Annotated in this window: 13 protein-coding genes, 1 tRNA gene and 2 pseudogenes; 2 read left to right on the forward strand and 14 right to left on the reverse strand. The window is 57.2% G+C overall.

Annotated features, from left to right (window positions below; all coding sequences use genetic code 11):
• The first annotated feature begins 117 nt into the window (after positions 1 to 117).
• Together CSQ86_RS08235 and CSQ86_RS08240 are read left to right on the forward strand one after the other, a co-directional pair.
• Positions 118 to 1,830, forward strand: coding sequence for an ABC transporter permease (locus CSQ86_RS08235; RefSeq protein ID WP_243387758.1), 1,713 nt, complete (start codon positions 118 to 120; stop codon positions 1,828 to 1,830).
• A gap of 17 nt (positions 1,831 to 1,847) precedes the next feature.
• Complete coding sequence (locus CSQ86_RS08240) at positions 1,848 to 2,567, forward strand: ABC transporter ATP-binding protein (protein WP_100494633.1); 720 nt, start codon at positions 1,848 to 1,850, stop codon at positions 2,565 to 2,567.
• Positions 2,568 to 2,793: 226 nt separating this feature from the next.
• Here the strand turns inward: CSQ86_RS08240 and CSQ86_RS08245 are convergent, their stop codons facing one another.
• The 14 genes and pseudogenes from CSQ86_RS08245 to CSQ86_RS10135 form a co-directional block, all read right to left on the reverse strand.
• Positions 2,794 to 3,753 carry a hypothetical protein gene (locus CSQ86_RS08245; RefSeq protein ID WP_243387760.1) on the reverse strand — a complete coding sequence of 320 codons (960 nt, stop codon included), beginning with the start codon at positions 3,751 to 3,753 and terminating at the stop codon, positions 2,794 to 2,796.
• A 641-nt stretch (positions 3,754 to 4,394) separates the two neighbouring features.
• A complete protein-coding gene (locus CSQ86_RS08250; protein WP_100494634.1) occupies positions 4,395 to 7,184 on the reverse strand; it encodes a polyribonucleotide nucleotidyltransferase in 2,790 nt (929 codons plus the stop codon).
• 313 nt (positions 7,185 to 7,497) lie between these two features.
• A complete protein-coding gene (gene rpsO, locus CSQ86_RS08260; RefSeq protein ID WP_044089619.1) occupies positions 7,498 to 7,767 on the reverse strand; it encodes a 30S ribosomal protein S15 in 270 nt (89 codons plus the stop codon).
• A 123-nt stretch (positions 7,768 to 7,890) separates the two neighbouring features.
• Positions 7,891 to 8,562 (reverse strand): hypothetical protein, encoded by a 672-nt coding sequence (locus CSQ86_RS08265; RefSeq protein ID WP_100494636.1) that lies wholly within the window; start codon positions 8,560 to 8,562, stop codon positions 7,891 to 7,893.
• Positions 8,563 to 8,650: 88 nt separating this feature from the next.
• Positions 8,651 to 8,821 carry a hypothetical protein gene (locus CSQ86_RS10020; RefSeq protein ID WP_207761569.1) on the reverse strand — a complete coding sequence of 57 codons (171 nt, stop codon included), beginning with the start codon at positions 8,819 to 8,821 and terminating at the stop codon, positions 8,651 to 8,653.
• Positions 8,822 to 8,956: 135 nt separating this feature from the next.
• A pseudogene (locus CSQ86_RS10025) lies at positions 8,957 to 9,204 on the reverse strand (hypothetical protein); the annotation flags it as partial.
• Between the two features lie 366 nt (positions 9,205 to 9,570).
• On the reverse strand, positions 9,571 to 11,952 hold the full coding sequence (locus CSQ86_RS08275; protein WP_100494637.1) for a hypothetical protein: 2,382 nt from the start codon (positions 11,950 to 11,952) through the stop codon (positions 9,571 to 9,573).
• Positions 11,953 to 12,050: 98 nt separating this feature from the next.
• The gene (locus CSQ86_RS08280) at positions 12,051 to 13,397 is read right to left on the reverse strand and encodes a SpaA isopeptide-forming pilin-related protein (RefSeq protein WP_165773810.1); all 1,347 of its coding nucleotides are present in this window, start codon (positions 13,395 to 13,397) and stop codon (positions 12,051 to 12,053) included.
• Positions 13,398 to 13,481: 84 nt separating this feature from the next.
• Positions 13,482 to 13,793, reverse strand: a complete 312-nt coding sequence (locus tag CSQ86_RS09925; protein WP_214379549.1) for a hypothetical protein — start codon at positions 13,791 to 13,793, stop codon at positions 13,482 to 13,484.
• A 157-nt stretch (positions 13,794 to 13,950) separates the two neighbouring features.
• The gene (locus tag CSQ86_RS08290; protein ID WP_165773811.1) at positions 13,951 to 16,470 is read right to left on the reverse strand and encodes a DUF7604 domain-containing protein; all 2,520 of its coding nucleotides are present in this window, start codon (positions 16,468 to 16,470) and stop codon (positions 13,951 to 13,953) included.
• Positions 16,471 to 16,809: 339 nt separating this feature from the next.
• Positions 16,810 to 16,883, reverse strand: a tRNA-Gly gene (locus CSQ86_RS08295).
• Positions 16,884 to 16,964: 81 nt separating this feature from the next.
• A complete protein-coding gene (locus CSQ86_RS08300) occupies positions 16,965 to 18,920 on the reverse strand; it encodes an alpha-amylase family protein (protein WP_100494641.1) in 1,956 nt (651 codons plus the stop codon).
• A gap of 128 nt (positions 18,921 to 19,048) precedes the next feature.
• The gene (locus CSQ86_RS08305) at positions 19,049 to 19,474 is read right to left on the reverse strand and encodes a holo-ACP synthase (RefSeq protein WP_165773812.1); all 426 of its coding nucleotides are present in this window, start codon (positions 19,472 to 19,474) and stop codon (positions 19,049 to 19,051) included.
• A 522-nt stretch (positions 19,475 to 19,996) separates the two neighbouring features.
• Positions 19,997 to 24,022: pseudogene (locus CSQ86_RS10135) on the reverse strand (beta-ketoacyl synthase N-terminal-like domain-containing protein); the annotation flags it as partial.
• Positions 24,023 to 24,028 lie beyond the last annotated feature (6 nt).

Below are 24,028 nucleotides of genomic sequence, written 5' to 3' on the forward strand. Positions count from 1 at the left end.
CCGGCTGCCTTGCGGGGAACTTGCGAACAAAACACAGTTCCGCGGCGCTGGATTTTTCGGTGCCGCGCAATCTTTCAAGGACCTCTTATGTTTGTGTTGAACAACGCCTGGAAAACCGTGATACGGAACAAAGGCCGCAATATTTTGATTGTGCTGATCGTGGCGATCATCGCCGCAGCAGCCACCATCGGACTCGCCATTCGCAACGCGGCAAGCACCGCGCGCGAAACCGGATTGGCGAACACCTCCGTGACCGCCACCATCAGCGTGGACCGCAGCAAGCTGATGGAGCAGGCGCGCGAATCGCAATCCAGTTCTTCGGATTCTTCCGATTCCTCAGATTCTTCGGATTCTGGGGATTCCGCACCTGATTTTGACTCGATGCGCAGCGCCTTGGAGGGCAGCAGCCTGACGTTGGCCGACTATCAGAAGTATGAGAAGGCCTCCAGCGTTTCGGTGAGCTCGTATTACTCCGAAAGCACCGGCGTCTCCGGCACCGATTCGTTTCAGCCGGTGGAGTCCAGCACGGCGAATGCCGCGAATTCCTCTTCTTCTAATTCGTCGTCTTCGTCCTCCTCCGATTCCTCCACTTCCGGAGACGGCCAGCAAGGTCCCGGCGGCGGTCAAGGAGGCGGCATGGGCGGCGGTCCCGGCAACATGATGACCTCCGGCGACTTCACCCTGACCGGCTTCTCCTCGGATACCGCCATCGCCAACGCATCCAACGGTTCGTTCACGATGTCCAGCGGCGAGGTGTTCGGCTACGGCGAGTCCGATAACGGCAAAGTCATCATCTCCAAAACCCTGGCCGACTTCAACAATCTCTCCGTGGGCGACACCATCACCGTGACCAATCCAAGCGACACCTCGCTCACCTACACGCTGACCATCTGCGGCATCTACGAGAACTCCACCTCCAGCAACACCAACGCGATGGGCCCGATGGGTGGCACTTCGCAGGACGCGGATAATGCGATCTACACCTCTGTTTCTACGCTGAAGTCGCTGGGGCTCGACTCCGACACCACCGCGAACGACGACAACGACAACACCGCAACCCAGCTCAACTACACCTACGTGCTCGCCAATGCAGATGATTACGAGACCTTCGCCTCCGATGTGAAGGCCGCTGGCTTGGACGACACCTACACCGTGCAGTCCGCGGACGTGGAACAGTACGAATCCAGCCTGGTGCCGCTCGATAATCTCGCGAAGTTCGCACTGACCTTGCTGATTGTGGTGCTCGTGGTGGGTGCCGTGGTGCTCGTGGTGCTCAATTTGTTCAATATCCGCGAGCGCAAGTATGAGGTCGGCGTGCTGACCGCCATCGGCGTGAAGAAAGCCAAGGTCGCGGCACAGTTCGTGATTGAGCTGCTGATCGTGACGATGTGCGGCATCGCACTTGGCGTAGCCGGCGGCGCGGTGGCTTCCGTACCGGTGTCGAACCAACTGCTGGCATCGCAGGTTTCCGCGCAGGAATCCGAGGCATCGAGCCAACAGCAGCAGTTTGGCCGCGCGGCGGATATGGGCGGCGGACCGAGCGGCGAGCAGTCCGACTCGAGCTCTTCGGATTCGAACAGCTCGTCCTCCTCTGACTCCAATTCCACAGACGCCACCAAGAGCAATAACACTCAACCTTCGCAGCAGGGCGGACCGGGCGGCATGCGTCAGGCCGTTGACTATGTCAGCGAAATCAACGCCACCGTGAACTTGGCGGTGGTCGGGCAGCTGATTCTCATCGGCCTTGGCCTGACGCTTATCTCCGCACTGGTCGGCATCGTGTTCGTTATGCGCTACGAACCGCTGCAGATTCTTGCCGATCGTTCGTGAACCTGAAGGAAATCATCATGGATACTGCAATTGAAACCACTACTGAATCTGCGACTTCCGCAGAAGTCCCCGCTACCAAACCTGCCTTGGAGCTGGAGCACGTCTCCTACTCGTACACCAAGGGCGGTAAGCGCGTGCTCATCGACAAGAACTACGTGTTCCGCACCGGTCGGGTCATTTCGATTACCGGCCCGTCCGGCGCAGGCAAGACCACGCTGCTCTCGCTGCTGTCCGGACTGACCACACCGACCAAGGGCCGCGTGCTGCACAATGGTGAAGATCTGGCCAAGGCGGACCGTTATCGTTTCCGCAGTCACGATATCGGCGTGATCTTCCAGAGCTTCAATCTCTTGCCGGCGCTGACCGTGGCGGAGAACATCATTCTCTCGATGGACGCCTCCGGCAAGACCTTCGATAAGCCAAAGAAGGAAATCGCCGCCGAGCTCATTGAAAAAGTGCGACTGCAGCCGGAGTACTTGAACGAACGCATCCTGCATCTTTCCGGCGGCGAGCAGCAACGCGTGGCCATTGCACGCGCACTGAGCTACGACCCGCAGATCATTCTGGCTGACGAGCCCACCGGTAATCTCGACCTTGCCACGCAGGACGACATTATGGCAATTTTCAAGGATTTGGCGCATAACGAGGGCAAATGCGTGATTATCGTGACGCACAGCCCTGAAGTCGCCGCCCAATCCGACGAAGTCTTCCAGCTCGCCCCGCTTCGCGAGCGGTGACATGCGCATCGTTGAGTGGGATGGAACCGCAATTTTGCCCATATTGCGGTTGTATCCCACTGAGCACTGGGACGCAACTGGATTCCATCCCCTATTGCAATTGCGTCCCAATCCTTCAAATCACAAATCCTTGAAATTCCGCCATTTTGGGTGGAAGGCCCAAATCCACACTCGAAAGGCGAATGGGATGGAACCGCAAAATCGTCTTCTTTGCAGTTCCATCCCGCTATTTCCTCGCTTCCAATTCTCGCCAATCAATAGTCCGAGGCAATGGAGCCAACTGATCCAAAGACAACGCCTTTAAGCGGAACGTAAATTGAGCCCCACGCAAAGCCAGTGCACGACCTACACGAAAAGCGAATTCGGCTTTTGCATAATCATCCGCAAGGCTGGCGGCTGTCGCCACGAATACAATCCAACCACGTCCTTGTAGTTTTCCTCGCTTTTCTTGATCTCGCCGCCATTGCACCTTGTCGGTTCGATGATGATCACCGTCGTATTCGACGGCAACTTTATATTGAGGCCAAGCGAGGTCCAAAGTAATTGGAGAGCCGGAAGTAAACAAAATCTTGGGAACAACATAGTTGACTGATGCTTTGGGAATGCCATGGGACTGAAGCGACAGCCTCTTCTCGGATTCCTTTGGCGAATCCGCGCCGGGGCTCATCAGCATCAAAGCGCGCACGCATGACATCCGCCCGCTGAATTTCGGCATACGTTCCACTGACAATACAAAATCCCGATATATCGAAGAGCCGTCGCGATTTTGCGCCAAAAGAGGCTGACGGTGGACGGCAGTAATAATGGCATCACCGAGAATTATCAGCGACCGCAAGGAAACATGACTTGCGAGTTGTGCCCAGACATGGAAAAGATCCAGTGCTAGTACATGCTGATTAATCCGCACCTTTTTGGCTTGCGGGATTGGTTTCCATATATGCGAGCACAATGTGGAGGCATGTGCCCGGACTCTTCGGGTCTTCATGCTGGATACCGTATGCAATTTGGACATATCAAGGTCACAATCTTCGGGCAAAGGCACGGACTGCAACATCAATGACGTCGTCATGCCAAATAGCAGCGTGCGTCCTAGTTGCTGCGCTTCGCTAGTGCAGCGTTCAATTATTGCTTGCCGGCGTTCGGTAAGATCACTCTGCATCGAGGATGAAGGCATTACGGTATTCATATCGCAACGGTAACGATTGTCATCGTGCAAGGAAAGCTAAATCAAGGTATGTGGTTCGAGCTTCTTCGACATGCCGTGGGTTATGCACAACAAATGTGGATAAGTGATTATTTGTGGCAGGGTGGTAGCGCAGTAGGTGCAGTAGCTCAGTAGGTGCGGACAGTAGCGCGGCGGTGCAGTAGGACAGTAGCGCGGTGGTGTAGTAGGCGCTGATCAAATCCGCTCATCAAAGGCCTCTCGATATGGTGAGTGGGCACGATACGCGTGCGCTGCTATGGAAACAGTGGGACGCAACTGCAATTTTGCCCTTATTACGGTTACATCCCAATGGGGTCGGGGATGCAACCGCAATTCATCCCTTATTGCAATTGCGTCCCAATCCTTCAAATAACAAATCCTTGAAATTCCGCCATTTTTGGCGAAAGACCCAAATCCGCATTCGAAAGGCAAATGGGATGGAACCGCAAAATCGCTTCTTTTGCAGTTGCGTCCCTGGGGGCAAGAGTCGCCTCTGTCACAAGGCTGAAACGCGAAGGGGACAGCCCAATCAGGCTGTCCCCTAGCTGAGACGAGTACGCATCAACATGCGTGAGTGATTTCAGCGGATGCCGTAATCACTGCGAAAGGTCTTTCCGAGGATCTCAGTCCTCGAACGGATCGAAGTCGCGACGGACGCGACGACGCGGACGCTCGGAACGCTCTTCGCGATCGGCGCGGTAGTCGTCGTAGTTGTCGTCGGTGGCGTAGCGCGGGTTGCGGTCGGAGCCGCGGCCACGGCCACCACGGCCGGAGGAACGACGGTCATCGCGATCGAAACGATCACCACGATCGGAGGAGCGACGGCGACGCGGACGATCATCATCACGATCATCACGATCATCGCGATCGAAACCGCGGCCGCGGCCATTACGGCCACCACGACGATCGTCATCACGATCATCATCACGATCGAAGTCGCGATCATCACGGTCAGCGGAGCGACGGCGGCGCGGACGATCATCGTAATCGTCATCGAAGTCGCGGTCATCGTGGTCGACCGGGCGACGGCGGCGCGGACGATCATCATCACGATCGTCACGGTCGAAATCATGGTCATCGCGATCGAAGTCGCGACCGCCACGGCCGCCACGGCGGCGATCATCGCGGGAACCACGGGAGCTGCCACGGCGATCATCACGGTCGCCGCGCTCGGAACGAGAACCGCCGCGGGAACCGGCGTTGTTGTCCTGATCTTCGAAGCCCGGGATGGCTAGGGAAATCTTGCCACGATCGTCGACGCCCTGCACGACGACCTCGACGTTGTCGCCTTCCTTGAGCACGTCCTCCACGGAGTCGATGCGCTCACCGTTGGCGAGGTTGCGGATCTGGGAGATGTGCAGCAGGCCGTCGGTGCCCGGGGTGAGGTTCACGAAAGCACCGAAGGACGTGGTCTTGACGACCTTGCCGTTGTAGGTCTCGCCGGCCTGAGGCACGTGCGGGTTGGCGATGGAGTCGATGATCTGCTTGGCCTTCTCAGCGGCCTCGCCACCCTCGGAGGAGATGAAGACGGTACCGTCATCCTCAATGGCGATCTCAGCACCAGTATCTTCCTGGATCTGGTTGATCATCTTGCCCTTCGGGCCGATGACCTCACCGATCTTCTCAACCGGAACGGTGGTGGTGATGATGCGCGGAGCGTATTCGCTCATCTCAGCCGGACCGTCGATGCACTCGTTGATGACCTCGAGGATGGTGGTGCGAGCTTCCTTAGCCTGCTGCAGAGCGGCAGCCAGGATGTCAGCCGGAATACCGTCGAGCTTGGTGTCGAGCTGCAGGGCGGTGATGAACTCGGAGGTGCCAGCCACCTTGAAGTCCATGTCGCCGAAGGCATCCTCAGCGCCCAGAATATCGGTCAGGGTCTTGTAGATGTGCTTGCCATCAACATCACCGGAGACCAGGCCCATGGCGATGCCGGCAACCGGAGCCTTCAGCGGCACACCGGCAGCGAGCAGGGACAGGGTGGAGGCGCACACGGAACCCATGGAGGTGGAACCGTTGGAGCCAATGGCCTCGGAGACCTGGCGAATGGCGTACGGGAACTCTTCGCGGCTCGGGAGCACCGGCACAAGAGCCTTCTCGGCGAGGGCGCCGTGGCCGATTTCGCGGCGCTTCGGGGAGCCGACGCGGCCGGTCTCACCGGTGGAGTACGGCGGCATCTCGTAGTTGTGCATGTAGCGCTTGGACTGCGGGCCGGACAGTGCGTCGATCTGCTGCTCCATCTTGAGCATGTTCAGAGTGGTGACGCCCAGAATCTGGGTTTCGCCGCGCTGGAACAGGGCGGAGCCGTGCACGCGAGGCACGATGTCCACTTCGGCGGACAGGGTACGGATGTCGCGCAGGCCACGGCCGTCGATGCGGTAGTCCTGGGTCAGGATGCGGCGGCGCACGATCTGGCGCTGCAGCTCCTTGAAAGCGTTGCCGAGTTCCTTGTCCTTCTCGGCGTCATCCAGCTCCGGGAACTCGTTGGCGAGCACCTCGCGCACGTGTTCCTTGATCTCGTGGATGCGGTCCTGACGCGGCAGCTTCTCGGCGATGGAGAGGGCCTCGTCCAGATCCTTGTGAGCGATTTCGTCGATACGGGAGTACAGCTCGTCGGTGTACTCTGGGAAGAGCTCGAATTCCTTGGTTTCCTTGGCGGCCTTCTCCTTGAGCTCGTTCTGAGCCTCGCAGATCACCTTGATGAACGGCTTGGCGGCCTCGAGGCCCTGAGCCACAACGGTCTCGTCCGGCTTGGTCTGGCCCTCGTCGTAGATCAAGTGCCATGCGTTCTTGCCGGCACCGGCTTCGATCATGGCGATGGCGACGTCGCCGTTCTCAATCACGCGGCCAGCGACCACGATCTCGAACACAGCGCGTTCACGCTCGCTCCAGCGCGGGAAGGCGACCCACTGGCCGTCGATCAGAGCCAGACGCACACCGGAAACCGGGCCGGAGAACGGCAGACCGGAGATCATGGTGGAGGCGGAAGCGGCGTTCAGGGCGATGACGTCGTAAGCATCATCCGGGTTCACAGCAAGCACAGTCTCGACAACCTGCACTTCGTTGCGCAGAGTGTGCGGGAACAGCGGGCGCAGCGGGCGGTCGATGATACGGCAGGCGAGGATGGCCTCGGAGCTCGGGCGGCCTTCACGGCGGAAGAAGGAGCCCGGGATCTTGCCGGCTGCGTACATCTTCTCTTCCACGTCGACGGTCAGCGGGAAGAAGTCGTAGTTCTCCTTCGGGCTGGAGCCAGCGGTGGTGGTGGACAGAATCATCGAATCGTCGTCGAGGTAGGCGGCCACAGCACCATCGGCCTGCTGTGCAAGGCGGCCGGTCTCGAAGCGCAGCGTGCGCTTACCGAACGATCCATTGTCGATTACGGCCTCAACGGCCTTGATTTCGGGACCCTCCATAGGGTTCCTCCTTTTTACTTATCTGTTATTCCTACATACAGTTGCGGCTTCAAAGCCGCATGTCCTCTTCAGCGGACGTCACATACCTTGTTTCGGCTGGCCCCTTGGCCACCGTTTCCTCGTGTCAACCCATTCATTCGGGTTCTCTTTTCGGCCTTACCTATCTGAACATCGGCACTTGGCTTGACTTGTTTGAACGTAGCGCAGTGCTTGTTTGCGGCCTATCCTCTAACCCTCTTGCTGTTGTTGCCGTTGGCTGGCGATATGCAAAACGCCCGAGCACCATTTTAGGCACTCGGGCGGAAGTCTGAAATTATCGACGCAGACCCAGACGCTCGATGAGGGAGCGGTAACGGTTGATGTCAACGCCCTTGAGGTAGTCAAGCAGACGACGACGATCACCAATCATGAGCTGCATACCACGACGGGAGTGATGGTCGTGCTTGTGCTGCTTCAGGTGCTCGGTCAGGTCGGAGATACGCTTGGACAGGAGGGCAACCTGAACCTCGGGGGAACCGGTGTCACCTTCGTGCGTTGCGTACTCGTTGATAATCTGGGTCTTCTCTTCAGCCGTCAGTGCCACGGCATCCTCCTTAATTGTGTCGTTGCGCGGTGTTCCGTGCGGGCTCGCTCGAAACGCTCTCTATCCGCGGGCGAAATCACGCCAAATGGATACTTTACGGCAGGGTGCGGACTGCGCAAGTACTCACACTGCAGTCAGCAGACCGCCGAACAGTACGACGAACAATGCCAACGCCTCAATCGCAAAGTACAGAATGAAGCTTGCCCAGCTTTTTGTGAGTACGTTGAGCGGCGAGCTTTTCTTGATGATGACCAGCAGTCCCACGAAAATCACGGCGTATACGGCGATGCCGATGGCAGCAGCCAGAATGCCGAGATTTGCGGCGTTGGCCAAGGCCGACTGATCGCCATACACCACATAAGTGGAGTACCAGAAGTTCAGGTTGAGCATGCTCAGGCCCGCGATGAATTGCTCAAAGGCGAGGCCTAGCACGAATACAATCAGCCATGGCCAGGATGGCGAGACGACCACCGCCATAGCCAGACCCACATAGGTGATTACCACGGCCACCCAGCCGATCAACGCGATGCCCTGCGGCGCGACGCCATTGAACATGGAGATGATGGCGTCGGTATTGTTGACAGCCAGCGTGCGGCCGAACCAATACGGTGCGATGATCGCCGCCAGCACGCCCACGATGATGGCCGCCCAGCGCACCGGATGCGAGCGCCGACGTTCGATGTCCGCCAACGACAGGTCGCTGACCGGAATCGAAGCCTCGGGGTGCTTGGACACCTCAACGGTCTCCACTTTGCCGCCCACCACTTCGATAGCCTCGTTGGGTTCCTTGTTCATGCACCGCCTCACCCATTATTCGTTGCAGTTTGATTGCGGTGACTATCTTAGCGTGCCGTCAGTCCAGCCGGCGCTGATACCGTCCAGCTCATTCCGCAGACGAAGCAGTATTATCTGCATTATCTGTGGTGTTGTTTACAGCTGATCCGCTGGCTTGTTTCTTATTCTGCTCCGTATGCAGCAACGCTTCCAGCATGTCTACTTGACGCTCCAGTTCATCGATGCGTCGAACTTGCTGAGAAATCAGTAAGTCACGCAAATCGCTGTTTGGAATATCGTTATCGAGACTGCTTGCGCCACGTATTGCCCGGAAAACTGGCGATGAGGATTCCCCCCCCCCCAGGGCCATTTTTAGGGTTTGACGTATCCGATCCTGCCTGCAGTATCTCGTCCTGCTGTTCACGCCAACGCGCAATACACTGCTCGATACGCTTATAGCCGATTAGCGCGGGGTCAAGCCCAGCTTCTCGGAACATGCGCACAGGCGACGTCCCCCTGATTGTAATGAATTATGCAGTACCGCTTGAATTCATCGGTATAGGTTATGCGTTTCGAGGTGGCTCCCGCTACCGACGGCAAAGACTTCAGATACTCAATTTCCTCGGGGCTAAATACCCCGCCGCCACCACTGGCCATTATCATCCCTTACTTGCACTCGGAAGGCTACGAATAAACAGCACGTGCCACAGTTCGGGATAGTAGTCAGTAGGTTACAGACCGTTGTAACCCCGTGAAGAGGCAGTTTTATCCCCGATTTTCCTTGGCGAGGAGCACTGACGCAGTGTGATTAATGCGAAATAGAGCACAAATAAGGAAATCGAGTGCCACGCAACTGCAAAAACAGCCAAAATGCGGTTGCGGGGCACTCTGCACTAGTGAAAATAATCAATTTCTGCCGAAAACCGTGCCGCACAAATGCAATTCAAGCGATTTTGCACTCGCGTGCCACAAACGAGTGCCACGCAACTGCAAAATTGGGGATTTTGCAGTTGCGGGGCACGAATCGCATTATGAAAGAATCCCCTCAATCGCATGTTTTACAAACAAGTGTTCAGTTCCCTTATACGGTGCAGGCTGATCCCATCCGGCGGCAATCGCAGAACGGCCCTGCGCTACTTTGCTATGAGTAGAGGGAGAAGTCGCATACCCGTTATTATCCACGGGTAAAGAGGCAATGCCATTGATATCGACAGGCAAATTGGTCGATAAGAAATCTCCCTCCTTGCGCCGAACAATTGGCCATCCTTCTCCAGTCAGTTTCCACCCAGCCGTACGGTACTTTTCAATAGCGGCATTAGACGGGTGCCCATACTGACTATTGCCCTTGGTCGTTGTTCCGAATGAAAACAGCAATCGAGCGTATTCATCCGCACGACGAGTGGGAGGCTTATTACTCGATGCGGATAATCTTGCACCATGATGGGATGCCGTCATTGCAACAATTTCACCGTACTGTCTAATGAATTTAAGGAAGGACTTTTTACTCGATGCCTGGAAAGACAGAACCGAAGGCTTTCCAGCTTTCAATGTGCCTACTTGCAGCTGGTTGAATTCCCTTTGCACTGTATGATAGCCTGCATCAGCCACAAGTAGCCAAACAGCCTTCTTAGAGGAATTCGCCACAGCAATTACAACCCCAACATCATTGGTGCTTTTAATAGATTGATTCTTATTACCCGGCTTTGTATGAGCCGTTTCACAAATAATAAGCTTTTCCTGATCATTCGATGCATTGCTCGAGTTATTCAGGTCAACAACACATAGTGCCGGCAACGTCGAACTCAAATTGTAAACATTCGCACCATTGTTAACGCCAATTGTACCCATTAATTTTGCATAGCTGGCTTGTCCTTTTTTCGTGGCAGGCTGCTGGGGGACAATCCATGAAAGACTTAGTAACTTAGGTTCCGCGCTAATTCCTAACCAATGATCTTCATCCCAACTAGACAAAATGATAAGAGGTTCATTACAAGTACAATATTTAGGTTTTTTAGTTTCATTACTGCCCAATCCAACATCAAAATACGCACAAGGCACACCATTCGCATCAAGCAAACCAACGCACTGCCCTTGTCCGACGTCAAATACCACCATTTGTTCAACGGCAGGCAGCCCGCTCAATAATTGAGCTACCTGTTGATCTGACGCAGTCGGCACAGCAGGAGCAGGCACAGCATGTCCTCCACCAGCATTATTCCCATTAACGGCCATACGCAGCACCGAACCATGTCTCGTCAGCAATGTCTCAACATTCTGTGAACCATTCTCACCATCAATAGCATTGCTAGTATTCACAGCCTTCACGATGCGTGAGGAAACGTTCTCAGATTTATTCTCGCTATCCTCGCTGTTTCCAATATCAATACGAGTGACATATGGTGTTGGATCCATTAGCCATGACAGTCGATTAGACAGCTGAACAGGCAAACGGTATATTCCAACAGGAGCGAGTGGAAGCTTCTCCCTTCCTTTTGGATTAGTCCCAACAAAATACTGTTGAACCTGTGCAAGCCCCAAATGCACTGCATACTTACTATTGATGATCCCATGATTTAGATACGTATAGTCTGGGCTCTGCACTGTGCGCAACCCGCTACTATCACCAATGCACTCGTTGGAGTACTTAGCTCTATCCTTACGAGATAAATCGGCCACAGGAAGATAATTAGTGCAGATTATAAACCAACGGCTACGCACATCCTTGCGCCGCGCCCAGACCGGCATGCTTTGAGGCGAATCAGGAACCACATCAATGGTGTAAATATCTACATCATCAAATGCATTCGGACGGATATCTCCACCGACTACAGCCTTATGCTGCCGATCAATGTTACGGCGGCGTCCCCAATACGTTCGATAGTAATTATCAGCTCCTGGATAATCACGATTTAAGGAGACATCCACATTCGTAATCTCGCTCAGCTGGCTTCTTTTAATTAACCTTTTTTCTGTCTCAGACTGCTGCGCCGGAATAGCCTGACAAAATGCTGGCGACTTTGCATCAATTGCCATAAATATCATATGCAAAGTATCATCATCATCGATTTCACTATGATCATATGCAGCAAAGAAACAATGCTTCGCTATCACCTTATTGACATATGTAATAAGATTGCTTTTCCACATGCGATAGCTTTTTAATAAAGTTCTAGGATCTTCGTTCTGCAAAGGAGCAATAATATCTATGTCATCTGTTGCAATATGAAGAGCGTATGCAATCCGACTTATTATTTGAGAATCATCAGATTCCGGATCATCGCTAAATGTGCTTAAGGCATCCTGATATATGATTTCTCCAGGATATATTTTCGCTGGAGCAGGATACGATCGATAGCATTCATGCAACAATCTACATGCTTCAGTAGCACTCATATTGATTTCATGCATCATGAATTTCCCCTTCTATGAATCATGTTTATATAAGCAAAAAGCCGGCCTGATTTCTCAGGTCGACTTCGGTATTACTCAATTACGAGCAAGTGTCAAGCTCAGGCTTCAAGAGCGTGCTTGGTGGAATGGGACTTGGCGAACACGGTCACGCCGGCGCCAGCAAGCAGAGCGGCGATGACCACGAACAGTGCGGTACCGGCAGCACCGGTGAGCGGCAGCTGCGTAATGGACTTGACGTTCTTCACGGTAGTGAGCTTGTTCGGATCGGTGGACGGAGTGACCAGTCCGAGCTTGTCCTTGGAGAAGGTCGCGGAGCCGTCCTTGTTGATGGTGACCTCAAACGTCGGAAGGAACTGGCTGGAGTAGCCGTTGGGGGCAACGACCTCTTCAACGGTGTACGTGCCTGCAGGCAGACCCTGGAACGACACCACACCCTTGGTGAGGTTGCCATCGGCATTAGTCAGCGTCTTGCTGTCGAAGCGGGTGGCCTGATCCTTGGTAACGAAACCCCAATGGCCGGTGGTCTCCCAGTCGTTCACCTTGTCGAACCACTTGTAGTAGTTCATAGCCTGACCGTTGCCAGTGACACCATCCTTGGTGCTGAGTACAAACTGTGCACCATTCAAACCGAGCACATCGGAATCGACGCCAATCTTCTGGAACTTGACTTCGGTGGTATTGAGCTTGTTCGGAGTGCCATCGACCCAGTTCTGGTTGTCGTTGCCCACGGAAACCGTGTTGGTCACGCCATCGAAAGCGGCATCTTCGGTGACAGTAGCGGTATAGCGAACGACCAAAGTCTGCCCATCCTTGCCAGCTACGTTGTTGACCTTGATGACGGTAGTGGTGCCCTTGGTCTGGCCTCCAGTCTGGGAGTAGAGGACGTAGTCCGTGTCGGCCGTGAGCCTGGTTTCGTTACCATCGAGCTTGCCATTGTTGTTGGCATCGTAGAACACAGTGAAATCGTTGGCAGAGGCCGGCACCGCCAGACCCTTGGAAGCCACATCCTTGATGTACAGGGACAGCGGGTGGTCGGCATCATAGTTCCTCGTATCGGCAATCTGCTCGCTGATGGTGTAGTTCACAGTGTCGCCATAGCCGACGGTACCCTGATCGTCCTTGTCAGACGTCTTGGTTGGCACGTTGTTGTCGGCGTGCTTGGCGTTGACCTGACCGGTCACAAGAATCAGACCACCATTCGGGTCACTAGGATTCTTCTGAGTCAGGTCAGTGTTAACCACCGGGAATTCATAGTTCGTATTGTTATCGACGATGGTTGCCACGATGGCGGAGGCACCACCGGACACGGTCTTGCCGTCCTTGTCAGTGGTGGTATCGGTCACGAGGTACCAGCCCTGTGGCACGTCGAGCGTCACAGTCTTATCCGCAGCGTTCGCAGCGGCACCGGCAACGGAACCAGCGGTTTCATCCTGCGCCTTCGCCACAGCAGTCAGCTTGTTGGCGAAGTCACGAAGCTGATCCTGGCCGAGCGTGCTTACGAACGCCGCAGCGTTGTCCTCATAATAAGTCTACCACTTCGAGTCATACTGACCATCCTGCTTGACGTTCTTGGCAACGTTCTTGATCGTGTTGTTGAAGCCGCCGATGGTCAGCTGATCGCGCCAACCGCTTGCGGTGGTCACTTCAACTTGATCCTGCGTGGTGCCCTTAATCAGCTTCAAATCAGCGAACTTGTACGCGGTGTAAGTGTGGCCTGCCTGCGAATTGTTCACTTTGATGCCAGGGTTGGTGGCCGCATTAGCGGTGGTGGCGCCGAAGGCCAGGCCACCGAGCAGGGTGGCCATAGCGGCAACGCCCGCGAAAAGCTTCCTCATCTTCATGAGAAATCCTCTCTTCCTTATTACTTCTTTTGCTGGTGGAGTGCTCCATCAGCAGGTTTGTTCTTGCAATCGCGGAGGCTCCAGCCCCCCAAACATGAGGCCTTCGCGATCCGCAAATCTGTAATGTGGCGGGGAACTCAGCGATCCGGCTATTGCCTCAGACCAGCTGCCGCTTGCGCCAGATGATGTGTCCGGCCGCCGCGACAAGCATCGCGAAGCCCAGACCACCGGCACCTGCGATCAGCCATTGACGGCCCATGGTGCCACCGGTAAGCGGCAACCGGGAAACTGCCAGAAGCTTGTTGGTGATCTTGCCGGCGTTCACCGTGAATTCCGGATCAGTGGAAGAATCACCTGCCGGCAGCACCTTGACGTCATAGGTCTGGGCGGACTTGGCATAACCGTTCGGCGCTTTGGTCTCTTCGAGCGTGTATTCGCCCCACTTGAGGCCGGTGACCTTGAGATTGTCAGGATTGCCGGCAGCGGCATCGTCGGTGCCGTCATCCATCACGGTCTTGCTGTCGAAACCTGCTGCAGCAGCATCCTTAGCGGTGAGAGTCCATTCGGAGCCAGGCAAAGTCTTGGACTGGTTGCTCTGATCGACCTTCTGCCATTGGATGGCACCCGGCTTGGCGGTGTTGGTCACTGTGCAGGTGACGTTCGCACCTTGCTGCAGGTTCATGGTCTGCGTGCCGTCTGTACGTTTGGTGACTTTGACAGCATTGCCTTGCTCGTCCACGCATGACCAATCGCCGGCGGAATATCCGCCGAAGTACTGGTACGTGGAGTTTTCATTAGGCGCCTCGCCCAGGGTGTAGGTTCCGGGGGCAAGCAGGGTCTTAGCTATGGACTGCTTCGTCACTGTGCTTTCAGTAGTGACATCGCCGGCCGGCACAGCCGATTGGATGCCGTATGTTCCACTGTTCTTCGTCGCGGACAGCGACCAGTCGGACGGCTTCGCGCCAAATGAACCGGCGTTCGTATTGTCTACGGCCTTCGTAAGCGTCAGGCTTGGCACATTGACCTGAATGACCGGGCGGTCATAGGCGGCACTTTTCTGCTCACTGACCACAGGATCCTGTCCCTCGACCTGCGTCACTGTTTTGTAGAGAACGTTTGCGGTAGTGGAACCATCGGCGTTATCCGCATTCGAGTAGAAACCAGGCTTGCCGGAGCTGGTGGTGTTGCCTTCCGCATCGGTGCCTTGGTCGCCAATGCTTGGATATTGGCCGGAATGGTCGATGAAGTATTGGTACGCCTCGTCAGAAGGCTTGAGTTTGATCGAAACCGTGTAGGTGACGTTTGGACTGAGCACAGTGCCCTGCGGGAAGTTCAATTCCAGCTGCTTGGTTTGCTGATTATAGGTTGGCTGCATCGTTTGGGCAGCTGCATCCGTCGTCGTCACATCGTCGCCATTTACATCGCGAGCGGAAGCCTCTATTGATACGCCTGTGCCGCCAAGATTGTCAGTGCTCACCGCATAGCCGGACAAGGTGTCCTTGATGAGCACATCCTGATACTTCGAATTAGTGATGATATGTTGGATGATGGCATCAAAGGCATTCGCCAGCTTTGTGGCATCGGTGCCGTCGAAGAAGGTGCCTTTTGGCTCAATCGTATCGGCGAAATCCTTCATCTTCGTGTTGGCTTCGGAACCCGTGCTCACCGCATATAACACTGCGCCATTGCGCCTGCCCGCGGCGCTGACGGCAGCATTGAAATTGTAATTCTTGTAGTCGTGATCAGGCAGACCCGTTCCGTAAACATGTTCCACAGGCCTATGATTTTTGCCGTCGTAGTAATCACAATCGCCATATGTAGACTTACCTTCGGCTACCATGCCGCAATCCGTATTCATGGAACTGTTGCGGAACGTTGGAGCACCATCGGAGACGAACACAATGTACTTATGTGCACCAGTGCGATTGGTTTGCAGCAGATTTGCATTGTCGAGGGCTGCTTCCCAATTCGTACCACCACCATTCTCATAGCTCACGTCCATGGAATCGAATGAGTTAATGACATCCTGAGCCGAGGTGCTCCATTGGCCACCGCCGAGGTTCTCAATTGTTGATTTGGTGTCGAAATCAACCACAGACATCTGCACCTGCTGATCAACAGGCAATGCAGCATTGTCGACAGTCAAGAGTTTCTGAGCCAGAGACGATGCCGCAGCTTTCGCGATATCCCAACGAGAGGGGTTTGCATACGCTTTGCACTCCCACGCCTTTGTAATTTCGTTATATTCCGAATCGGTGCACGATGACATACTGCCGGAGCTATCCATCACCAGCACCACGTCGGCGGGCTCGCGTTTCTCTTCGGTGCTGGCACGGGAGGCACCGGTCACGTCCAGGCTCAGCCAGTAAGTGCCGTCATTGTTGTACTTGATGTATTTGCGATGGGCGGGAGCACCGAGATCAGTGTCAGCGGCAGCCTTCTCGTCAGCGGCTGGACGCAGCGCGGCGGCTTCGGCAGTCTCTTTAGTCTGCTTCTGCGTAAACGAATCACCAGTCTTGACTAACGATTGACCAGCTGCCTGATTAGCCAAAGCTGGTGAACTCACAGCAGCCAAAACACCTGCCATCGCTACAGCGACAACGATGGCCGCAAGCCGTTTGCCGCCTTTCGCAGCCATGGCCAAAACAGCGTTAAGCCATTGCGCAATCTTCTTCATCGAGCTCTCCTCGCCAAACACGTTCGGCATGTGCTGCGCAGATACATCGCGGCACACTACATGCCTTTGTGAGCGAGGCTAATTGCGGCTTTGCAATGATGCGTACACCCCAATAGGAGGTATAGATATCCCCCTTGTAATCTATAAAGATTGCAATAAAGCCGAAGTCATACCCTCGATATTCGAGGATGAATAATATCGAAACTGTCTACATCATGACATCAGGCGGCTTGTAAATTCATTGTTGAGCTTGAATGCACGATGGCGATCAGTTGCAGTGCGGCAACAACGATAAAGGCCGGAAACCCATGAAATCCATGAGTTTCCGGCCTTATCAGCTGGAGCGGATGACGGGAATCGAACCCGCGTAATCAGTTTGGAAGACTGAGGCTCTACCATTGAGCTACATCCGCGTGTAGGGCGTCGCTTTTGGCGACTTGAGACATTATACACAAATCACCGAAAGCGGCAAGCCCATGTGAGCAGCGTCTACATCACAGGTGGATGGAGCGGGCCTCGTACGGGGCGAGGTCGGCCTCGAGCGACTCCTTGATCACGGCGTCGCCCTGCTCATCGGCACCCGGGTTCAGGTGGACGTGCTGCTCGAGTTCGGAGAAGTTGAACAGGCCGACCAGCACAGCGTCATCGACTTTGCGGACCACGGCGAGCACGGCGTCGTTGAAAGTGTCCCAAGTGGAGACCCAGGCGTCCGGGGCGAAGCAGGGGTCGTGGCGCTCTTCGCGCAGGCCTTCCATGCCCTTGAACAGTCGATTCTGGAGCGTGCCGGCCTTCTTGCGCAGTGCGGCCTTGTCCCAATCGAACTTGCTGCGGTGCAAGTTGCGGCTGTCCTCCACGCGATCGGGATCATCCTTGTAATCCCAGCCATTGAGCTGACCGATCTCGTCACCGCAGTTGAGCATCGGGAATCCACGCAGGAATGCCATGGTCTGGTGCATCAGCAGGTCGCGCTTGATGGAGGTCTCGTACAGCGGCTTGTCGTGGGTGATGATGGCCTTTTCGATGCCGGTGAGAGATGCAGTGGTACCGCAGCTGCGGGCGTCGCGGGTGGCTTCGTCGTAGTTGTAGAGCTCGCCCATCGACCAGCTGCCGGGAACCGCACCCTCGTAGAAGTGGTACAGGAATTCCTTGTGCTTGAGCGGGTCGATGTCGAGGTAGCGTTCCACATCCTCGTCAAGACCCCAGCCGATGTCGTCATGGCAGCGCAGGTAGTTGACGAACCAGCAGTTGTCGGGCAGGGCGTCGAACTGGTCAATCTGGTTCTTGAGCAGGCGCACGTCGCGGCTGGCGAGCGCACTCCACAGGTTCACCATGATGGAGACGTTGTAGAGCATGTGGCACTCGGGGGCTTCTGGGGTGCCGAAGTAGGCGGCGAGCTCCTTGGGGGCCATCACCACTTCGCCCTTCAAGACGACCGCCGGGCAGACGCATTCCAAAATGATGCGCAGCATGCGCACGATGGTGTGCACCTGCGGCAGGTTACGGCAGTTGGTGCCGAGCTCCTTCCAGATGTACGGCACAGCGTCGATGCGGAAGACCTCCACACCGAGGTTGGCGAGATGCATCACGGAGCCCATCATGGCGACGAGCACCTTGGGGTTGCGGTAGTTCAGATCCCACTGGAACGGGTAGAACTGGGTCATGACCCACTTGCCCATCTGCTCGTTATAGGTGAAGTTGCCGGGGGCGGTGTTCGGGAAGACCTGCGGCACGTGGGCGTCGTACTCGTCCGGAACCGTGCGGTCGTCGTAGCAGAAGTAGTAGTCCTGGTACTCCGGGTCACCGGCCTGAGCGGCCTTGGCCCAGCGATGGGTGGAGGCGGTGTGGTTCATCACGAAGTCGATGCACAGGCTGATGCCGGCGCGGCGCAGCTTCTTGGCGAGCGCGGCGAGGTCCTCATTGGCGCCGAGCTTCGGATCCACGTTGTCGAAGTCCTCGACCGCGTAGCCGCCATCGTTGTTCGGGTGCGGCATCTGCAGCAGCGGCATCAGGTGAAGATAGGTGAGCTTCTGCTCCTTCAGGTATGGGATCTTGTCAGCGAGTTTCTTGAGGTCGCCGGCGAAGAGGTCGGTGTACATGGTCATGCCGAACATGTCGCCGCGCTTGTACCATTCGGGATCGGCTTCGCGGGTCTTGTCGAGGCGCTTCAGGTCGGTCGGGCGGTCGGCGTAGGCGGTGGCCATGGATTCGAGGAGCGCATTGAAGTCTTCGGTGGCGGTTGCGCGCTCGCCATACAGGCTCATGAAGAGGCTTTCGAGCTCGGCCTTGTGGGCTTCGAGGCGGGAAAGGAAGACCGGGCTTGGGGTGTGGCGCTTCGGCTTGGTTGCAGTCGCACGCTTTGTTGCCGATCGCGTAGTCGCCTTATCTGATTTTGCAGTCTTGGTCTTGGCTGCGGTGGTTGCTTCTTCTACCGATTGGTTACCCTGAGCCATCGGAAACTCCTTCGTCCCATTCTTTTGCCCGCGTCAACCGTTTGACGTTGATGCCTATAGTATCGAACCGGTTCGACATCGGCACATGCGACACACCGGGGAATTTCAAGGTTTCAGCGGCACACGCATCAATCGGAAAGCACGACCACAGCCGAGGCGATCGGGCCATCATGACTTAAGGAAATATGGACGACGGGAATCGAACCCGTGTAATTAGTTTGGAAGACCTGCGCGACTTCGCCTGCCAGCATCACATGCGGCACTCCGCGCGAATCATCGAGGATTTCCACTTCACGCCACGGGAAATCATCCAACGTAAATGGGTAGGGCTTCTCCCCCAGTGCCTCACACCATGCTTTGAGGAACGCTTCCTTGCCGGCCCACTTGACGGCCAGATGCACGGCCTCGCCATCGTTTTTCACGCGCGCACGTTCGGCAGCTTGGCGCAGCTCGCGCACGGAGAACAGCGCACGCATGCAGGTGCCCGGCTCGGTGAGCTGCTCGGCGAATGCGGCGATGTCGACTACGTCGTGACCCAACCCATAAATGCTCATATCTTTATTGTCTCAGCCAGTTATATCTTTCGTAGGACTAAGCGGCACCTTCGCAGCGATATATCGCGTATCTCGGTTACGAGGGGTTGATTTGCGGGTTGCCGGAGGTCTATCTGCGTTACGAGGGGTACCTATCCGAGTAGCGACAGCCCCAAAACGGCGGAATGACGTTGCAGGAACGCCATTAATACTCGCGATCTCGCGGATTAGGAACCCCTCGTAACGCAGATAGATGTTCCCGAAAGTGGAAATCAACCCCTTGTAACGCAGAAAGGGTTGGAGCACACGGAAATCCGTGTGCTCCAACCCTTTTGTGACTCTACTACCCCTCAGTCGGCTGCGCCGCCAGCCCCCTGACAAGGGAAGCCGAGTAAAAAGGTCAGGCTTCGTAGAAGCCGTCGGCGCCGAGACGGGCGTCGGGTTGAGCCGTTAAGCGGGATGCCCAGTGGGCATCCCGTAGGCGAAGTGAGCGGGGCACACCACAGGTGCCCCGCGAAGGAATCCTGATGGGAGCCGACTGAGTCAGGCTTCGTAGTAGCCGGACTCATCAAGGCGAGCATCAGGATTCAGGAGCATCGCCTTTTCGACTTCATGGTGGTCGTAGCCACGATGGTCCTCGTGGAAGCGACGGTTGTCGATCGGCTCATAGAGCGCGGCGCGACCCATCATGCCTTCCTCGAGGTGGCGCTGGCCGGCGGCGAGGCGCTCGTTGGCGCGTTCACGCCACTTGGCCAGAGCCTCTTCACCATCGGTCTTGGCCACGGCGGCCTCGAAGGCACCGGGGTGGACCAGTGCCACGAAGCCGGAGACATGTCCGAAGCCGAGCGAGGTGGCGAGGCCGGCCTTGACCGGGTGGCCAGCGGTCTCTCGACCGAACTGGTCTTCACCGCCACCGATACGCAGCGGCTTACGCAACCACACCATATGGTCGTCGCGTTGTAGCTTCGGGTCGACGCAGTCGAGCGACGCGTTCGCCGGAATCACACCGGACTTGAACAACTGAGTCAAGCCGTTGACCTGGAAGATGCAGGCACCGCCCTTGGCGTGGCCGGTGAGCGTCTTCTGGGAGATGACGAACAGCGGGTTGCCGTCCGTGCGGCCAATGGCATGGGCCAGCGTGTTGTGCAGCTCAGATTCGTTCGGATCGTTGGCGTTCGTGGAGGTGTCGTGCTTGGAAACCACGGCGATATCGTCCGCGGAAACACCCAGCGCTGCCAGATCATGCACCAGCTTGGACTTGCGTCCGCCGAGGCCTGCAGCCAAAGCGCCGAGACCTGGAGCCGGGATCGAGGTGTGTGCACCGTCGGCATAGCTGTGGATGAAGCCGACCACAGCTGCTACCGGCAGGCCCAGCTTCAGCGCGATATCGCCACGGGTCACGAGGATCGTGCCGCCACCCTGGGATTCCAGGAAGCCGCCACGGCGACGGTCATTCGCACGGCTGAAGAAGCGCGCGTCGATGCCCTTACCGTACATTTCGGCGGAGTTGGCGGTGGCGTTCATGTTGCCGAAGCCGATCACGGATTCCACACCGATGTCGTCAATCGCACCGGTGACCACGAAGTCAGCCTTGCCGAGGGCGATTTTATCAACGCCCTCTTCCAAGGAGACTGCGGCGGTGGCACAGGCGGAAACCGGCTGAATCATGTTGCCGTAGCCGCCGATGTAGGACTGCATCACGTGCGCGGCCACCACGTTCGGCAGGGCTTCCTGCAGGATGTCGGTCGGAATCTCGTGGTTCAGGAAGCGGTCGAGGTAGAGCTTGCGCATCGAGGCCATGCCGCCGAAGCCGGTGCCCTGTGTGGATGCGACCAGCGACGGATGGATCGACTGCAGAATCTCGGCCGGGGTGAAGCCTGCGTTGAGGTAGGCGTCCACCGTAGTGACGATGTTCCACAGTGCGATCTTGTCCACGTCGCCGACCATCGAAGCCGGGATGCCCCAGCGGGTCGGGTCGAAGCCCTTCGGGAACTGGCCGCCGACCGTGCGGGTCATCGTGGCGCGGCGAGGCACGCGAATCATCGAGCCGGCGTGGCGGGTCACATTCCATTCGCCGGATTCGACGTCCGGAGCGATGGTGGTGTGCTTGGCGTCCAACTTGACGTACTCTTCAGCGACTTCGCGGCTCGGCACGGAGAAGGTGACGTCGTGGTCCAGGAAGACCTCGGCCTCCTCCTCGTCGGCACCATCCTTGTAGTCGTTGCCCATGCCTTCCTCGAACGGACGGATGCCGGAGCGGGCCACAACCTCGTCGTGATAACGCTCAGCGATGTCCTCTTCGGGCACCAGATTGCCGTCGGTGTCGTACCAGCCTGGCTTCGGGCTATCCTGCCAAGTCAGCAGGCCCATGTTCCAAGCCAGTTCGAGGATTGCACCAGCACTCAGGTCGACTTCGCCGTCCGAATGGATGCCCAGCTCGGCTTCGGCACGCGTGCGGCCGGAACCCCACGGACCAAGTTCACCGATGGACACGATGACGATTTCGTCTTCCGGCTTCGCGGTGACACCCTGCCAGTCGGCAAGGTTGACTGCGGCCTGCTTGGTGACGATTGGCGTAGGCAGGGCCTTCAATACGGAGCCTGCGGCGCTGTGCTCATCCTTCTCAGAAGATGCAGTGTTGGCGGCAGTCAACTCTTTTTCTGCATCGGCTTGAGCCTCCGCGCGAAGGGCCTTGATGTCGATGGGCTCGGAGCCGAGGCCACCGGTCAGGTCCACATCGAGCGGCGCCTTGACGGCTTCCGCACGAGATTCCGCGGTGCACAGGTCGAGCAGCTTGGCGGCGATCTGAGCAGTGGAATAGGTGTGGATGCCGTGACGTTCCACCACGTTGACCAGTGGATCGTTGCCGCCCATCAGGCCGGTGCCACGCACCCAGCCGATCTTCGGATGGGCGAAGGTCACGCGGCCGGCCCAAGCATCGCGCTCGGCGCGGGCACGGTTGACCACGGCATCGAAGGCGGACTTGACTTCGCCGTAGGCACCGTCACCGCCGAAAACGCCGCGGTTCGGGGAGCCGGGCAGCACCACATGCAGCTTGTGCTGCACGTTGGTGTCGGCACCGATCTTGGCCAGGCCTGCGATTGCGCGTTCCACGCCCCAGAGCATGAGTCGCGCCTGGGATTCGAACAGGTCGCCGGCGTCCGCCAAGGTGCCGTGCACCGGCGGAGCGGCAAATGGGAAGAACAGAGTCGGTTCCCACGCGGGCTTCAGGATGGTCGTGGTGGCACCGGAGGTCTTCTTCTGTTCGTGGCCCACCCAGTCGACCAGCGCGTCCACATCGCGATAGCTGGAGAGGTTGGCCGGAACCAACCACAGCTTGGCGTTGCCGGTGGCGTGCTCACGGTACGCCTGCTTGGCCCATGCCTTGACGGACGGCTTGAAGCTATGAGAGGTTGCCACCACGGTGGCACCGCCGGCAAGCAGGCCTTCCACCACCTGAGCGGCGATGGAGTTCGGGCTTACGCCGGTCACGATGGCGATGTCGTTGGCGAAGCGAGAGACGGCAGCGTCGGCAGCAATTGATTCGAGAGCCTCGGACGCGACCTTCTGGAAGGCGGCCTTGAGCTCGTCATTGTCTGCACGGTCAGCGAACCAAGTAGCTTCGTCGGCGATGGTCTTGCCGAGGCCGATGAAGCTGCCGGCGAGCGCGGAGGCATCACGGTTGTAGTAAGCGCGCGCCAAATCCTCGCGGGCAGAGGCCCAACGATCGTCGAAGAGAATGGCCTTGTTGGCATCGAAGCGCGGCTCGACCTGCTTCGGCCAATCGGAGCCGAGCTCGGCTTCGACGGCAGCCACCACAGCGGCGTTCTCGTCGTCACCCTCCTCGGGAACCGGAGCGGCCACACCTAGTTCGTTCAGCACGAACCGTGCGGTGGCGGCGAGTACACCGTTGGAACCGGTGACCTTTTCGGCGAACGCGTCAAGGGCCGCGGAATCAACCACAGCGCCACCGGCCGCACCGCCAGCGGACGGCAGGGCAACGGAAACACCCTTGAGCTGGGCGACAGCCTGCACGGCGGCATCGATGAGCTTATCGGCTTCGGCCTTGGACTGCACGGCTGCGGTCGGCAGCTTGGCCAAGTCGCCGCCACGGGAGCTGGCACCCTCACGGGTATCGAGCAGCAGTGCGGCGAGCACGCTGGCCACCCAGCCTTCGCCGAGCTGCCAGACGTTGGTCACACGGTCGCGAATGTACTGCTGCTTGACGCCGGCGGCGCCGAACAGCGAGCGCAGACGGTCACGCAGAGCCTCGGAGAGCACGGCACCGAACGGCTTGTAGTTCGGAGCGGCCTTGTTGACGATTTGTGCAAGCTGTACCAGCGTTGCTTCGGCGGCACCGTCCACGCTGGCCACACCCAGCTCGGAGCTGATGTCCATGAGCAGCTGGTTACGGCGAGAGGAGACGCCGTTGGTCAGGGTATCGGTGGTGTCGGTGCTGCCGATCTGGTCGAGGCGCACCTTGGCGGAGTAGGCCATGAGCACGCCGATGGCGTCGGAGGCCTTGAAAGGCAGGTCGGCGACTGCGGCGCCGGATGGAGCACTGACGGCAGGAGC

This window comes from Bifidobacterium felsineum, from assembly GCF_002802915.1.
Lineage (GTDB): Bacteria > Actinomycetota > Actinomycetes > Actinomycetales > Bifidobacteriaceae > Bifidobacterium > Bifidobacterium felsineum.

Excerpts from the sequence above, each read along its gene's own strand:
- CSQ86_RS08240 (WP_100494633.1), top strand. The coding sequence starts at position 1,848 with ATGGATACTGCAATTGAAACCACTACTGAATCTGCGACTTCCGCAGAA.
- CSQ86_RS08245 (WP_243387760.1), bottom strand. The coding sequence starts at position 3,753 with ATGAATACCGTAATGCCTTCATCCTCGATGCAGAGTGATCTTACCGAA.
- CSQ86_RS08250 (WP_100494634.1), bottom strand. The coding sequence starts at position 7,184 with ATGGAGGGTCCCGAAATCAAGGCCGTTGAGGCCGTAATCGACAATGGA.
- CSQ86_RS08265 (WP_100494636.1), bottom strand. The coding sequence starts at position 8,562 with ATGAACAAGGAACCCAACGAGGCTATCGAAGTGGTGGGCGGCAAAGTG.
- CSQ86_RS08275 (WP_100494637.1), bottom strand. The coding sequence starts at position 11,952 with ATGATGCATGAAATCAATATGAGTGCTACTGAAGCATGTAGATTGTTG.
- CSQ86_RS09925 (WP_214379549.1), bottom strand. The coding sequence starts at position 13,793 with ATGAAGATGAGGAAGCTTTTCGCGGGCGTTGCCGCTATGGCCACCCTG.
- CSQ86_RS08290 (WP_165773811.1), bottom strand. The coding sequence starts at position 16,470 with ATGAAGAAGATTGCGCAATGGCTTAACGCTGTTTTGGCCATGGCTGCG.
- CSQ86_RS08300 (WP_100494641.1), bottom strand. The coding sequence starts at position 18,920 with ATGGCTCAGGGTAACCAATCGGTAGAAGAAGCAACCACCGCAGCCAAG.
- CSQ86_RS08305 (WP_165773812.1), bottom strand. The coding sequence starts at position 19,474 with ATGAGCATTTATGGGTTGGGTCACGACGTAGTCGACATCGCCGCATTC.